Raw genomic sequence first — 14263 nt, 5'->3', positions numbered from 1 at the left:
CAGTCCGCGGTGACAAAGACTCGGGCCGACATTCCTTCTAGAACTGCCTTCGGTGGTTATGGGTCCCGGGTCGCGCTTCGCTTGCCCGGGACGACGAGAGTGGGCGATCGATGAATCTGCGGGTGTGGCAAAACCCCTGGCGCCTGATGCTGGCCGTCAATGTGGCCGTGCTGGTCGGCGTGTTCCTGCACAAGATCGCGCTGCCGCCCTTCGTTCCCTACATCCACTTGCTCGTCGACTATCATTACGGCTTCACCAAGCGCGCGCTGGTCGGGGCGATCGTGTCGCTGTTCACCGACAAGGTGCCCGTATGGCTGGTGTTCGCGCTGGCCGGCGCGATCTGGCTGCTGACGCTCGGACTGTTCATCAAACTGTTCCGCCGCACATTCGGCTTCAACGACGCGCATTGGCCGTTGTTTGTCTTCATCGCGGGCTCGCCGTTCTTCCTGAAGAACTTCATGCACACGCTCGGCCATTTCGACATCTATGGCTGTGCGCTGACGATCGTGCTGCTGCTGATCCCGGCGCGCTCAGTGGTGTATGTGCTGATTGCCGCGCTGTTCTCGATCCTTCTGATCCTGGTCCATCATATCTTCGTCCTGATGTATGTGCCGACCATCGCGGCGATCGTGGTGCTGCGCTTTTATCTGGTGCAAGGCGTGACGCCGCGGAACGCCGTCTTCGGCATCGCGGCGCTCGCCGCGGTCGGCATCCTGTTCCTGGTCGCGCAATTCGCTGGCACGGTCGACGTGCCCTATGACGAATTCATCCGTCATCTGCAGAGCCGGATGGCCGATCCGTCACGCACCGACCTGCTTCAGTTCGGCTACATCTGGTACCAGCCGCTGTCGAAGGAGTTCGCCGACACCTGGGCGCGCATGCCATCGAACATCCTGGGCGTCCCGGTGTTTGCGCTGCTGATCTGGCTGCACACGCCGCTGTGGCGCTATTTCGCGCGACTGATTGGCGCGCTCGCTAGTGAACTGCATCGCCGGATCGTGCTCGGAGCGCTCGTTGTGATCAGCGCCGGCTATTTCGTGATGTTCGTGACCGTGTTCGACTATTCGCGCTGGATCTCGAACTGGGCGGTCTGCATGTTCCTGATGCTGCATGCGACCAGGATGCTGCCGGCGTCGAAGGATGTGCCGGTGATCCCGTCAGACGATAGCAAGACCACAATCCTCGGCTGGATCGTGACGCTGATCCCGCGCGTCGGGATCGTCAGGCCGTTCTAACGTTTTCGTTGATCATGCTCAGCGCGCGCGCCGGACACGCACATAGAGTGCGCCCTCGCCGCCATGGCCGATATGCGCTTCCTCGAAGCCGACGACCAGCGAGCGGAATTCCGGCAGGCTGAGCCATTCCGGAACCTGGCGGCGCAGCACGCCGCGTTCGGAATCGAGACCGCCTGCCTTGCCCTTGCCGGTGATGACGAGCACGAAAGTGAGCCCGTCGCTGTGCGCGCGCTGCAGGAAGGTGAACAGCACGCGATGCGCGCGCCTCTGCGTCATGCCGTGCAGATCGAGCCGCGCATCGATCTCCTGCCGGCCGCGCGAGAGCTTTGCACGTTCGCGGCGGCCGATCGGCGCCAGCGGCGGCACGTGCGGGCGTTGCGCCGGCGCAGCCTTGACCACTGCCACCGGCTTGACCGGGATGGGTTTGGCAATCGCGTGATGGGTGGCCGGATCAGAGGCGGCGGCGTGGGCCTTCGCGGCGACCGGCCGCTTGCGCAGTGGCTTGACCTGCTTTGCCACGCTCTCCCAGAGCGCACGCTCCTCTTCGCTCAGCGCGCGCTTGCGCCGCGACGGAGCGGACAGATCGGGAATCGGCGCGGGTCGTTTCATTGATCGCGGTAATGGCGATAGCGCCGGAAGCGCCGCTTCTCCGGTTGCGGAATATCGGGCCGGGCGACCGGCAACGGCACCGGTTCTGCCACAGGTGCGGCCTGCGCGACAGGGGTCGTTGCTGCCGGCGCTGCGGGCGCGACATCCTTCGCGGCCGGGTTCTTGGCAGCGCTATTGCCTGAGTCCTTCGCCGCGCTTTTGGCGATACCGGCGGTCGACACATCCGCAGCCTTCGCCGCCGGCTTGTCCTTCGGCGGTTCGGTCTGCGGAAACAGCTTTGCGATCTTGGCCGAGGGCCGCTCATCCGGGATGGGCAGCTTGTGGCCGCGCGCCACGGGGTCGAGCCCTCTCGGCACCAGCATGACGAATTGCATGTTGTGGCGCAGCCGGCCCGACACCTTCCCGGCGTCCGCACCGGCGCCGAAATAAAGATCGGCGCGGGCCGGGCCGACGATCGCCGACCCGGTGTCCTGCGCGATCATCAGCCGGTGGAACGGCGTCTTCGACTGTTCGGATTCGATCGGCAGCTCGCCGGCGATGAAGAACGGCGTGCCGTAGACATGCAGCGCCTTGTCGACCGCGATCGAGCGGCCCGGCGTCAGCGGCACGCCCTGCGCGCCGACGGCCTCGTCCTTGTCGGACAGCGGGACCTCGCGGAAGAAGACGTAGGAACGGTTCTGCCGCCGCAGGTCGTTGGCGCCGTCAGGGTTCTGCTCCATCCACTCCCTGATCTTCTGCATCGACATCTGATCCTTCGGGATGATGCCGCGGTCGATCAGGACGCGTCCGACCGGCGTATAGAGATAACCATTATGCGCATCGTAATTGATGCGCAGCGTGCTGCCGTCCTCGAGCTTGATCCGCGCCGAGCCCTGGATCTGCGCGAACAGGAGATCGGTCTGGCTCTTCAGCCAGCAGATCTCGAGCCCGCGCCCGGCGATCGCGCCGTCCTCGATCTGGCCGCGGTCGTAATAGGGCACGAGCTTGCGCCGGCCGATCTTGCGGTACACCGCGCCGCCATTGGGCAGGCCGACCGAATTCTGCGTCTTGCCGCGCACGAACAGGTTGGACGGGCGGCGATAGACCGGCACGTTGTAGACGTCGGTCTGGGTCCGCGATCCATCGAGCACCGGCTCGTAGTAACCGGTGACGAAGCCGGCGTCCTCGCCGAGCCGCGAGATGCGCAGCGGCACGAAATTCTGCTCGAAGAAGTCCTTCGCCTTGACCCCGTCGCTCAGCGCGAGTCCCTTGGCGATCCGGCAGGGATCGCGCAGCGAGCTCCCGAGCGCTTTCGAATCGGCCGGCGTGCCCTGCTGGGCCGCGATTGGCTTGCAGCTGGTGCGAAACGCCTTGTAAGCCGCGAGATGATCGTCGGCGCTCCAGCCGGCGACGTTGGACCAGGCGAGCGGCTCATACTGGCTGCCGCTGACCTGCAGCGGCATTTCCAGATTGGGATAGGGGATCGGGTGGCTATGCTCGTGCCGCGGCGGAGGGTGCCGGCTTGATCTGTAGCGCGCGGCGATCGCTGCGGTGGAGCACAGCACCGCGAGCGCGCAGCACGCGACCGCGAGCCGCCCGTAGCTGAGATGCTTAGTGAGCGCTTCCAGTGCCAACCAGCTTCCAATTCGGATCGCGGGAAGTCGAGTCGCGGGCGAATGTCCAGATATCGGTGATGTCGGCGACCTTGTCCGGGCTGCCGTCGACGATGGTGCCGGCCTTGTCGCGCGTGACCGAGATCATCTGCGACACGAAGCGGACGGTGAGCTGGGTCGAGCGGTCGCGCGCCTCCGCGCTGACGATCTCGGCCTTGTCGATCGAGACGAACCGCGTCTCGGTCTTCTGCTCGTGCTTCTCACGATCCTTGATCGCGGCCTCGAAGCTTTCATAGACCTCGGTCGACAGCAGATCGCGCAGCGCGCGGCGATCGCCATTGGCGAAGGCCAGCACGATCATTTCATAGGCCGAGCGGGCGCCTGAGAGGAAATGCCGCGGATCGAACGAGGAATCCTGGGCGGCCACCGCGTCGAGACCCTGCGCCAGTGGGGTGCCGGGCTCGGCGATGCCCTTCCAGTGTTCCGTCGGTTCGACCGGCTCGGCGGGCGCGGCCGAGGCCGGCTGGTCGATCACCGATCCCGGGATCGGAACGACGTTGTTATCCTGACCGCGCTGCACGACGTTGGGCGCGGCGCGATCATAAGGCGGCCGCTCGCTTCCCGTGCGCTGTCCGAGAACGCTGCGCAGGCGCAGGAAGATAAACACGGCCAGCGCCAGGAAGATGATGGTGTAGATATCCACGTCGAATTCGCTTTCTGGTCTCTGCCGGCAACGGGCCGGCCGTCAAAGCGTTCCCGGTCGGGAACAGCAGAGATTACATCACCGATAGAGTCCGCAGATGTAGGCACGAAACTATGCCCGGCCAATGGCGCTTTTTGGCACGGGCAAGTGTAGCGCGTTTTGACCCCCGGGGGAAACCGTTCCTTTCAGGAAATCGCGTATCTTCAATAATTTAGGAAGCTGTTAAGAGATTGGACAGGCTCACGCGCGCCGCCCTTTGCCGGGAGAACTTGCCGCCGGCCCGCCCTTTCGTCGTCCTTGTGGACCGAGCCGGGCCTATGATAGCCACTCGCCCGGCATCGGCATTCTCAACACCTTAAACGCGTGCCGTCGGACATTCTGTCCATCGAGCGCTGCTCCAGGAGACATTTTCATGACCAATGGCAACGGCGCCCCCGTCGAACAACCCGCTCCCCAGCTCAACGTATTGGCGCAGTACACCAAGGACCTGTCGTTCGAGAACCCGAATGCGCCGGCCTCACTCGGCCAGCAGCAACAGCAGCCGGCGATCAACATCCAGATCAACGTCTCCGCCAACAACCTGTCAGAGAACGAGTACGAGGTGATCCTCTCGATCGAGGGCAAGGCCGAGACCGCAGGCAAGGTGATGTTCAGCTTCGACCTCGCCTATGCCGGCGTCTTCCGGATCGTGAATGTGCCGAAGGAGAACCTGCACCCGCTGGTCATGATCGAGTGCCCGCGGCTGCTGTTCCCGTTCGCACGCGAGATCGTCGCGACCGCGGTCCGCGACGGCGGCTTCCCGCCTTTGTTGCTCGACCCCGTCGATTTCCTCGGTCTCTACCGCCAGAACATGGAGCGGCAGGCGGCCGCCCAGGCTGCTCCCGGCGTCAAGCCGAGCTGAGTTCTAAACTCGAGAAAATGTAACACGCGCGGAAGTGTGATCCGTCATCCTGAGGAGCCCGCGCTTGCGGGCGTCTCGAAGGATCGACGGCCGCCAGCCGGGCCGTGCATCCTTCGAGGCTCGCAAGAGCTCGCACCTGCAGCGACAAAGGCGAAGCCTTTGCGCGGGGATGACGGAACTGCGCCCCGACCTATCTTGAATCAAGCCGCCGGTGCTGCGGCAGGCGCTGGCGGCGGCAGGTAATCGTTCCAGATCGGCTTGTCGCCGAGCGTGGCGATGAAGGCCCGGTGGGCCTCTCGATCGGCGTCACTGACCCGCGCGAGTAGCGGGGTCTCGCGCTGCCGCCGCGGCGTATCACCACCATGGCCGCCCGCGCGCGCATCCGACGTTTCCGACGCCAGGATCAGCTGCGACTGCCGCGCTCCGATCAGGTCGATATAGACCTCGGCCAGCAGCTCGGCGTCGAGCAAGGCGCCGTGCTTGGTGCGGCGGGAATTGTCGATCTGATAGCGCGAGCAGAGATCGTCGAGCCGGTTCGACACGCCGGGATGCTTGCGCCGTGCCAGCAGCAGCGTATCGACCAGCTGGTCCTTCGGGATCGCCTTCCGCTTGATGCGGTCGAGCTCGGCGTTGATGAAGCTGATATCGAACGACGCGTTGTGGATCACCAGCGGCGTATCGCCGATGAAGGCCAGGAACTCGTCGACCACCTCGTTGAACAGCGGCTTGGAGGCCAGGAACTCGGTCGACAGCCCATGCACGGCGAACGCTTCCGCCGGCATGTCGCGCTCGGGATTGATGTAGACGTGGTAGGTCTGTCCGGTCGGCATGCGGTTGAAGATCTCGACGCAGCCGATCTCCACCAGCCGGTCTCCGCGCAGCGGATCGAGGCCAGTGGTTTCGGTATCGAGAACGATTTCGCGCATGACGTGAATGAATCCGAAAAGGCGGGCGAATCAGGCGCGCCGCTTCGGCATCTTAACGACCTCGGCCAGAATGTCGCGGATACGCGCCCGCACCGGATCGAGTCCGTGCGAGGTATCCACTATGAAATCCGCGCGTTTGCGCTTCTCGGCGTCGGGCATCTGCTTGGCGATGATGGCGTCGAGCTTGGCCGCATCCATCGTGCCGCGGGCCAGCACCCGCTCGCGCTGCAGTTCCGGCGAGGTGGTGACGACAACGACGGCATCGACACGCTTCTCGCCGCCGGTCTCGAACAATAGCGGCACGTCGACAACGACGATCGGGTTACCTGCGGCTTCCGCATCGGCGAAGAATTTCTGGCGCGACGCGCCGAGCATCGGATGCACGATCTGCTCGAGCTGCTTCATCGCAGCAGGATCGTGCACCACGCGCGCCGACAGTTTCGTGCGATCGACCTTGCCGCCGGCAGTGGTGCCGGGAAAGGCGGCCTCGATCGCCGGCGCGGCTTCGCCTTCATAGAGCTGATGCACGGCCGCATCGGCGTCGTACACCGGCACGCCGGCCTCCATGAACAGTTTGGCCGTGGTGGATTTCCCCATCCCGATCGAGCCGGTCAGTCCCAGAATCAGCATCGCATCAACATCGGTTCAGCATCTCTCTCGTCGCCACGCCTCCGCGCCTCACACCGCGAGCAGCTTCTCGCCGCGCAGGAACGCCAGCAACGACAATAGCGGCAGGCCGAGGATGGTGAAATGGTCACCTTCGATCCGCTCGAACAGATACACGCCGAGGCCCTCGAGCTGGTAGGCACCGACGCTGGTCGTCACCGCCTCCCCGGCATGATCGAGATAGCTCTCGATCTCGCCGGCAGCGAGCCGCCGCATAGTCATGCGGGCCACGCTCACATCGCCGAACAGGACCTTTCCATCGCGTGCCACCGAGACGGCGGAATGCAGCTCATGGGTCTGTCCGGCGAGCAGGCTAAGTTGCTCGGCAGCCTGCGTGCGGCCGGCGGGCTTGCTGAACATCCGTTGCCCCAGCGCCAGCGTCTGGTCGGCGCCGACGACATATTGACCGGGCCGCTGCCTGGACACGAACAACGCCTTCTCGCACGCGAGGAGCAACGCGATCTCGCCCGGCGCCGCAAGGCCGGAATTCTTCTGCACCGCGCGTTCGTCGATGTCGGCCGGCAGCGCCTCGAAATCGAGGCCGGCATTTTCAAGCAACATCTTTCGCGCGCGGCTCTGCGACGCGAGGATCAGCTTCTGTGGGCCGCGCCAGATGCTCATGACGTGAGAATCATTCCGACGGCCGCGCGCGCTGGCGGTCGTTATGGAGCTTCATGATCGCCGCAGCCGTTTCCTCGATCGAACGCCGCGTCACGTCGAGCAGCGCCCAGTTGAATTTCGCGCTGAGGCGCCGGGCAAAGGCGACCTCGTCGGCTACCGACTGCTTGTCGATGTAGGTATCGTTGTCGCGGTCGCCCATGGTGAGCAGACGGTTCTGCCGGACCTGGATCAGGCGCTCGGGCGTCGCATGCAGGCTGACCACCAGCGGCTTCTTCAAGGTCTCGAGCTGGTGCGGCAGCGGGATGCCCGGCACCAGCGGCACATTTGCCGTTCGGATGCCGCGGTTGGCGAGATAGATCGAGGTCGGTGTCTTCGAGGTGCGGGATACCCCGACCAGCACGACATCGGCCTCCTCGAGGCCTTCGACATGCTGACCATCGTCATGCATCATCGTGTAGTTCAGCGCATCGATGCGGCGGAAATATTCCGCGTTCAGCACATGCTGCGCGCCGACGCGCCCGGTCGTCGCGGCACCCAGATACGCCTCGAACAACTGCATCACAGGCCCGATGATCGACAGGCTCGGAACGTTGATCTCCTTGCACTTGCCCTCGAGCCGGCCGACCAGATCCTTTTCCAGCAGCGTGAACAGGACGATGCCGGGCGATTCCTCGATCTCGTCGAGCACGCGATCGAGCTGCTTCTGGCTGCGCACCAGGGGATAGACATGCTCGACCGCGGTCACGTTGGCGTATTGCGCGGCGACCGCGCGCGCCACGGTAATCAGCGTCTCGCCGGTCGAGTCCGACACCAGATGCAGGTGGAAATAATTGGAAGTCGTCGGCACCAGAGCCCCTGTCTAACCTGTGAATCCCTGTGGAGGTCGAGGAGAAGAATCCGGGTCCGACGCCCGGACTCTGTATATCCCGTCCCTTTCTTCACAGCACCCCGCAATAGGATAAGTCGACGTCACAGGCAGGATGATAGTGAACCCGTGTGGATTTGTCTCTTCATAAGCTGGCCACAGACGCGCGCAACCAATTGAGTCCTGCGAGAGATTCCGGATATCCGCCGCCGTCGAGCGGAATGTTGAGGGATGTGAACAAGGCCGCAAGAACCGCTGGACCGGATTGCATGAGTCAAATTCACTGCCATTAAGACTCAAACCTTAGATTCTAAAATTAATTAGGTTTAGGAGAGCCGTGTGTGCGGATATGTATCCGTCCCTCGCTGGCGAAGCCTTGCGCGCAACGCTGAGCCCTCCCGAACTGTTCCCCCGAAAGGCATCACTGCGATGTTCGACTGGATCAACGCCCTGCCGATCTATGCCTGGGTCAAGGCCCTGCACATCGTCGCCGTGATCTCGTGGATGGCCGGCATGCTCTATCTGCCGCGGCTGTTCGTCTATCATTGCGAGGCCGAGGTCGGCTCCAAGCAGTCCGAGACCTTCAAGGTCATGGAGCGGCGGCTTTTGAAGGGGATCATCAACCCCGCGATGATCGTGACCTGGCTGGCCGGGCTTTTCCTGGTCTGGGCCGGACACTGGTACCTATCCGGCTGGTTTCACGTCAAATTTGCGCTGGTGCTGGCCATGTCGGGTATCCACGGCTTTTTGTCCCGCTGCGTGAAGGATTTCGCCGCCGACCGGAATCAGCGTAGCCAGAAATTCTATCGTATTATCAACGAGGTGCCGACAGTTCTGATGATCCTGATCGTGATCATGGTGGTGGTGAAGCCGTTCTAGACATCACGATGCTCAAGACGCATGCTTCAGTCCTTCTTGCGAAGGACGAATCGATTTTCTATATAGGATTTATCCCACCCCACGCAGGCGGATGTGGTCGCGTTCCGGTTCTTTTCGGACCGGCGCCGCATCAGGTTTGAAAGCCCAAACGGCACTTTCCTGGCTGAGACCTGCGGACCTTCCTTTGGCGTCCGCTTTTTCCAAAGCCACCTCGCACCCCTTCCCTACTTACTTCCTCACAGGACGACCCCAATGCGGGAAATCAAACTCCAGGACCTCAAATCGAAAACGCCGGCCGAGCTCGTCTCGTTTGCGGAAGAGAATGGGGTCGAGAATGCCAGCACCATGCGCAAGCAGGAGCTGATGTTCGCAATTCTCAAAAACCTCGCCGCCGCCGAGACCGACATTGTCGGCGAGGGCGTCGTGGAGGTGCTGTCCGACGGATTCGGCTTCCTTCGTTCGCCTGACGCGAACTACCTGCCCGGCCCCGACGACATCTACGTTTCGCCCTCGCAAATCCGCCGCTTCGGCCTGCGCACCGGCGACACCATCGAAGGACATATCCGCAGCCCGAAGGAAGGCGAACGCTACTTCGCGCTGCTGAAGGTCAATACGCTCAATTTCGAGGATCCCGAGAAGGCCAAGCACAAAGTCAATTTCGACAATCTCACGCCGCTGTTTCCCAATCAGCGTTTCCGCATGGAGCTTGAGGATTCCACCAAGAAGGACCTTTCCGCCCGCGTGATCGATATCGTCGCGCCGATCGGCAAGGGCCAGCGCGCGCTGATCGTGGCGCCGCCGCGCACCGGCAAGACGGTGCTGATGCAGAACATCGCGCACTCCATCACGGCCAATCATCCCGACTGCTATCTGATCGTGCTTCTGATCGACGAGCGTCCGGAAGAAGTCACGGACATGCAGCGCTCGGTGAAGGGCGAGGTGGTGTCGTCGACCTTCGACGAGCCTGCGGTGCGTCACGTCCAGGTCGCCGAGATGGTGATCGAGAAGGCCAAACGCCTCGTCGAGCACGGCCGCGACGTCGTGATCCTGCTCGATTCGATCACGCGCCTCGGCCGCGCCTACAACACCGTCGTGCCGTCATCCGGCAAGGTGCTGACCGGCGGTGTCGACGCCAACGCGTTGCAGCGGCCGAAGCGCTTCTTCGGTGCCGCGCGCAACATCGAGGAGGGCGGTTCGCTGACCATCATCGCGACCGCGCTGGTCGATACCGGCAGCCGCATGGACGAAGTCATTTTCGAAGAGTTCAAGGGCACCGGTAACTCCGAACTGATCCTCGACCGCAAGGTTTCGGACAAGCGGACCTTCCCGGCGATCGATATTGCCCGTTCCGGCACCCGCAAGGAGGAGCTGATCACCGATCCGCAGGTGCTCAAGAAGATGTACGTCCTGCGCCGCATCCTCAATCCGATGGGCACCATGGACGCCATCGACTTCCTGCTCGATAAGCTCCGCAACACGAAGAGCAACTCGGAATTCTTCGATTCCATGAACACCTGAGGCCACGGCCGAAAAGAAAAGGGCGCTCCGCACAAACGGGGCGCCTTTTTTCATGCTGCGAATTTGCTGCAGCGAAGTGCAGCATAAATGGAGCCGCTCTCCGCGCTGGGTTTCCATTTAAATGTCTGACTTTATTCGTATTTCTCTCGTAGCTTTGTGATCTAGCTGGCGACACTGCAGCAACATTGCTGCGCGGCTGTTGCAGCGAAATCAGCCTATGCTGCGTCGCAACATTTTGCGGTATGGGATGCGAAATCGGAGCGGCATTGCCTTTGCCGATTTGCTGGAACAAATAGGCGATGCATCCACGCGACCAGACCATCTTCGCGTTATCCTCGGGGCGGCCGCCGAGTGCGATCGCCATCATCAGGCTGTCTGGTCCAATGGCCGAGTCGGTCATTGTAGGACTGGCGGGCAAGACGCCGATGCCGCGGCTGGCGACCCGTGCGCTGCTCCACGATTCGAACCATCAACCGATCGATGACGCGGTGGTGCTGTGGTTTCCAGGCCCGGCAAGTGCGACCGGCGAAGACGTCGCCGAATTTCATGTCCATGGCGGACGCGCGGTGTTGTCGGCGATGTTCGATGCGATCGCGGCATTCGACAACGTGCGGCCGGCCGAGCCGGGCGAGTTTACCCGGCGGGCCTTCGAGAACGGCAAGCTCGACCTGACCGAGGCCGAAGGCCTCGACGATCTGATCCACGCCGACACTGACCGTCAAAGGCGCCAGGCATTGCGGCAGTTGAAGGGGTTGCTTGGCGATCGGGCGCGGGACTGGCGCGAGCGGATCATTGCGGCGTCGGCACTGATCGAGGCCGGCATCGATTTCTCTGATGAAGGCGATGTGCCTGCTGAGCTGATCGCACCGGCGCTCGAGAAGGTCCGCGCGCTGCATGGGGAGATCAAGCAAGTCCTTGCAGGGCAGGGGCAAGGCGAGCGGCTGCGTGACGGCCTTGTGGTCGCGATCGCCGGTCCGCCGAATGTCGGCAAATCGACCCTGATCAATCAGCTCGCCAAGCGCGAGGTTGCGATCGTCTCGCCGCATGCCGGCACGACCCGCGATGTGATCGAGGTGCAGCTCGATCTCGACGGCTATCCGGTGACGATCATCGACACCGCCGGGATTCGCGAGACCGACGACCCGGTCGAGCAGGAGGGTGTCCGCCGCGCCCGTGCCCGTGCCGCGGAGGCGGACCTGGTGCTGTGGCTCGCCGACAGCGGCGATGCAAAGGCGGGACATGGCGGCGCGACGCCGACCTGGCTGGTGCGGAACAAGATCGACCTGGTCAGGACCACGGCGGGCGAGGGCGGCAGTTTCCCCGAATTCAGGATCTCGGCTGCTCGTGGCGATGGGTTGTCGGAACTCATCGCCGCGCTGGTCGGGTTCGCTCAGGACTATTTTGGGACCAGCGAAGGCGGCTTGATTAGCCGGACGCGGCAGCGCGGTTTGCTGCAGGAGACCGTCGAATCTCTTCAGCGCAGCATCGACGTGGTCGGGCAGGGCGAAGAACTGGCGGCGGAGGAACTCCGCCGCGCCGCCTACTCACTCGGTCGTCTGCTCGGCCGGGTGGATGTTGAAGACATCCTGGATGTCATCTTCCGCGAATTCTGCGTCGGGAAGTAGCGGGCGCCCATCTGTTTCACGTGAAACATGGTTTCGATCCGGTTAAGGAACCCTCGTCCTGTTTCACGTGAAACAATTGCCGGTCAGACAGCCGCACTGTTTCACGTGAAACAGCTCCGTCTGTCATTGCGAGCGACGCGAAGCAGTCCATATTTGCCTCGGGCTTCGGGCTCACGGCGCCGATCCCAACTTCGTTCTTCCGGCTTTCATGACTCCACGATAGAAGTCCCGCCATGATTTCCAGGGCAGACTCATTTGACGTTATCGTCATCGGCGGCGGCCATGCCGGCTGCGAGGCCGCGAGCGCTTCTGCCCGGATGGGCGCAAAGACCGCCTTGGTGACCCATCGTTTCGCGACCATTGGCGCGATGTCGTGCAATCCCGCCATCGGCGGGCTCGGCAAGGGCCATCTGGTCCGCGAAGTCGACGCGTTGGACGGTCTGATGGGCCGGGTGGCCGACGCCGGCGGTATCCAGTTTCGCATGCTCAATCGCCGGAAGGGTCCGGCGGTCCGTGGCCCCCGGGCCCAGGCCGACCGCAAGCTCTACGCCACGGCGATGCAGGCGGCGATCACCGAGACCGCGAACCTCAGCGTCATCGAAGGCGAGGCGGATGAACTGGTCGTCGTCGATGGTCGCGTGACCGGCATTTGCCTGGGCGATGGCCGTCGGCTGTCGGCGGGGGCGGTTGTCATCACGACCGGGACCTTTCTGCGCGGTCTGATTCATCTCGGGGAGAAGAACTGGCCGGCGGGCCGGGTCGGCGAGGCGCCGGCCATGGGCCTGTCGGCTTCCTTCGAACGGGCCGGGTTTGTGCTCGGCCGGCTCAAGACCGGGACGCCACCGCGCCTCGACGGCACCACGATCGACTGGTCCGCGGTCGAAATGCAGCCCGGAGACGAGCCTCCGGAGCCGTTTTCGGTGATGACTGACCGGATTACGACCCCACAGATCCAGTGCGGCATCACCCGGACCACGCCGGCGACCCATGAGGTGATCCGGGCCAATGTGCACCGCTCGCCGATGTATTCCGGCCAGATCAAGAGCTCCGGACCGCGCTATTGTCCCTCGATCGAGGACAAGATCGTCCGCTTCGGCGACCGCGACGGCCATCAGATCTTCCTGGAGCCGGAAGGGCTCGACGACACCACGGTCTATCCGAACGGCATCTCGACCTCGCTGCCGGAAGAGGTCCAGCTCGCGATCCTCGCCAGCATCCCCGGCCTCGAGCGGGTGAGGATGGTCCGGCCGGGCTACGCGATCGAATACGACCACGTCGACCCGCGCGAGCTTGATCCCACCCTGCAGACCAAGCGTCTGCGCGGGCTTTTCCTGGCCGGCCAGATCAATGGCACCACGGGCTATGAGGAGGCGGCGGGGCAGGGCGTTGTTGCCGGGCTCAACGCCGCTCTCACTGCCGGCAGTGCCGATCCGATCGTGTTCGACCGCGCCGACGGCTATCTCGGCGTGATGATCGACGATCTCGTGACCCGCGGGATCACCGAGCCGTACCGCATGTTCACCTCGCGTGCCGAATACCGGCTGACGCTGCGGGCCGACAATGCCGACCAGCGCCTGACTGACAAGGGCATTGCGCTCGGATGCGTCGGAACGGCGCGGGCCGAGCGCCATCGGACCAAGATGGCGGCGCTTGAGGTGGCCAAGCAACTGGCGAAGTCGATCGCGATCACCCCGAATGAGGCCGCCAAGCACGGTCTCGCGCTCAATCGCGACGGCCATCGCCGATCCGCCTTCGAATTGCTGGCCTATCCGGAGATCGAGTGGCCCGCGGTCCAGGCGATCTGGCCGGAGCTGTCGGCCATTGACCCTGCGATTGCGGTGCATCTCGAGATCGATGCCAAATACGATGTCTATCTGAAGCGCCAGACTGCCGATGTTGACGCTTTCCGGCGCGACGAGGGTCTGGTTCTGACCGACGTCGACTATGCCGATGTCCCCGGTCTTTCGAACGAGGCGCGCGCCAAGTTGCAGAAGGCGCAGCCGCGGACGGTCGGCCAAGCGGGCCGGATCGACGGCATGACGCCGGCGGCGCTGGGTATTTTGGCGGCCTATCTGCGGCGCGAGGCGCGACGGAAGAGTGCGAAGGCATCTGCCTGACGTTTC

13 protein-coding genes are annotated in these 14263 nt (G+C 63.5%); 6 read left to right on the top strand and 7 right to left on the bottom strand.

What is annotated here, in order from left to right; all coding sequences use genetic code 11:
• The first annotated feature begins 110 nt into the window (after positions 1 to 110).
• Positions 111 to 1235, top strand: coding sequence for a hypothetical protein (locus IF803_RS17070; protein WP_461192868.1), 1125 nt, complete (start codon positions 111 to 113; stop codon positions 1233 to 1235).
• Positions 1236 to 1253: 18 nt separating this feature from the next.
• Here the strand turns inward: IF803_RS17070 and IF803_RS17065 are convergent, their stop codons facing one another.
• From IF803_RS17065 to IF803_RS17055, 3 genes are read right to left on the bottom strand one after another with little or no spacing between them, the layout of a single operon-like run.
• The gene (locus IF803_RS17065; protein WP_461192867.1) at positions 1254 to 1844 is read right to left on the bottom strand and encodes a Smr/MutS family protein; all 591 of its coding nucleotides are present in this window, start codon (positions 1842 to 1844) and stop codon (positions 1254 to 1256) included.
• A complete protein-coding gene (gene mltA, locus IF803_RS17060) occupies positions 1841 to 3457 on the bottom strand; it encodes a murein transglycosylase A (RefSeq protein WP_461192866.1) in 1617 nt (538 codons plus the stop codon). The genes IF803_RS17065 and mltA overlap by 4 nt, the downstream gene beginning before the upstream one ends.
• A complete protein-coding gene (locus IF803_RS17055) occupies positions 3435 to 4139 on the bottom strand; it encodes a Tim44/TimA family putative adaptor protein (RefSeq protein WP_028341991.1) in 705 nt (234 codons plus the stop codon). The genes mltA and IF803_RS17055 overlap by 23 nt, the downstream gene beginning before the upstream one ends.
• A 412-nt stretch (positions 4140 to 4551) precedes the next feature.
• Between IF803_RS17055 and secB the strand changes: the two genes are divergently transcribed.
• Positions 4552 to 5040: a protein-export chaperone SecB gene (gene secB / locus IF803_RS17050; protein ID WP_069279084.1), complete on the top strand. Its 489-nt coding sequence runs from the start codon at positions 4552 to 4554 to the stop codon at positions 5038 to 5040.
• Positions 5041 to 5240: 200 nt separating this feature from the next.
• Here secB and dnaQ read toward each other — a convergent pair whose 3' ends face one another.
• From dnaQ to IF803_RS17030, 4 genes are read right to left on the bottom strand one after another with little or no spacing between them, the layout of a single operon-like run.
• On the bottom strand, positions 5241 to 5966 hold the full coding sequence (dnaQ, locus tag IF803_RS17045) for a DNA polymerase III subunit epsilon (protein ID WP_461192865.1): 726 nt from the start codon (positions 5964 to 5966) through the stop codon (positions 5241 to 5243).
• Positions 5967 to 5996: 30 nt separating this feature from the next.
• A complete protein-coding gene (gene coaE / locus IF803_RS17040; protein ID WP_028341994.1) occupies positions 5997 to 6596 on the bottom strand; it encodes a dephospho-CoA kinase in 600 nt (199 codons plus the stop codon).
• Positions 6597 to 6644: 48 nt separating this feature from the next.
• Entirely contained in the window at positions 6645 to 7253 is a 609-nt protein-coding gene (locus tag IF803_RS17035) for a Maf family protein (protein WP_461192864.1), read from the bottom strand.
• A 10-nt stretch (positions 7254 to 7263) separates the two neighbouring features.
• On the bottom strand, positions 7264 to 8100 hold the full coding sequence (locus IF803_RS17030; RefSeq protein ID WP_028341996.1) for a pyruvate, water dikinase regulatory protein: 837 nt from the start codon (positions 8098 to 8100) through the stop codon (positions 7264 to 7266).
• A 474-nt stretch (positions 8101 to 8574) separates the two neighbouring features.
• Between IF803_RS17030 and hemJ the strand changes: the two genes are divergently transcribed.
• The 4 genes from hemJ to mnmG all read left to right on the top strand — a co-directional run bounded on the left by hemJ (position 8575) and on the right by mnmG (position 14257).
• A complete protein-coding gene (hemJ, locus tag IF803_RS17025; protein WP_028341997.1) occupies positions 8575 to 8997 on the top strand; it encodes a protoporphyrinogen oxidase HemJ in 423 nt (140 codons plus the stop codon).
• Positions 8998 to 9249: 252 nt separating this feature from the next.
• Positions 9250 to 10515: a transcription termination factor Rho gene (rho, locus tag IF803_RS17020; RefSeq protein WP_028341998.1), complete on the top strand. Its 1266-nt coding sequence runs from the start codon at positions 9250 to 9252 to the stop codon at positions 10513 to 10515.
• A 299-nt stretch (positions 10516 to 10814) separates the two neighbouring features.
• Complete coding sequence (gene mnmE / locus IF803_RS17015; protein WP_461192863.1) at positions 10815 to 12140, top strand: tRNA uridine-5-carboxymethylaminomethyl(34) synthesis GTPase MnmE; 1326 nt, start codon at positions 10815 to 10817, stop codon at positions 12138 to 12140.
• A gap of 233 nt (positions 12141 to 12373) precedes the next feature.
• Positions 12374 to 14257 carry a tRNA uridine-5-carboxymethylaminomethyl(34) synthesis enzyme MnmG gene (mnmG, locus tag IF803_RS17010; RefSeq protein WP_461192862.1) on the top strand — a complete coding sequence of 628 codons (1884 nt, stop codon included), beginning with the start codon at positions 12374 to 12376 and terminating at the stop codon, positions 14255 to 14257.
• The last annotated feature ends 6 nt before the right edge of the window (positions 14258 to 14263 follow it).

Source organism: Bradyrhizobium sp. UFLA06-06 (assembly GCF_054820065.1).
The sequence above is the reverse complement of the archived record's forward strand: the minus strand, read 5'-3'. Positions and strand labels throughout refer to the sequence as shown.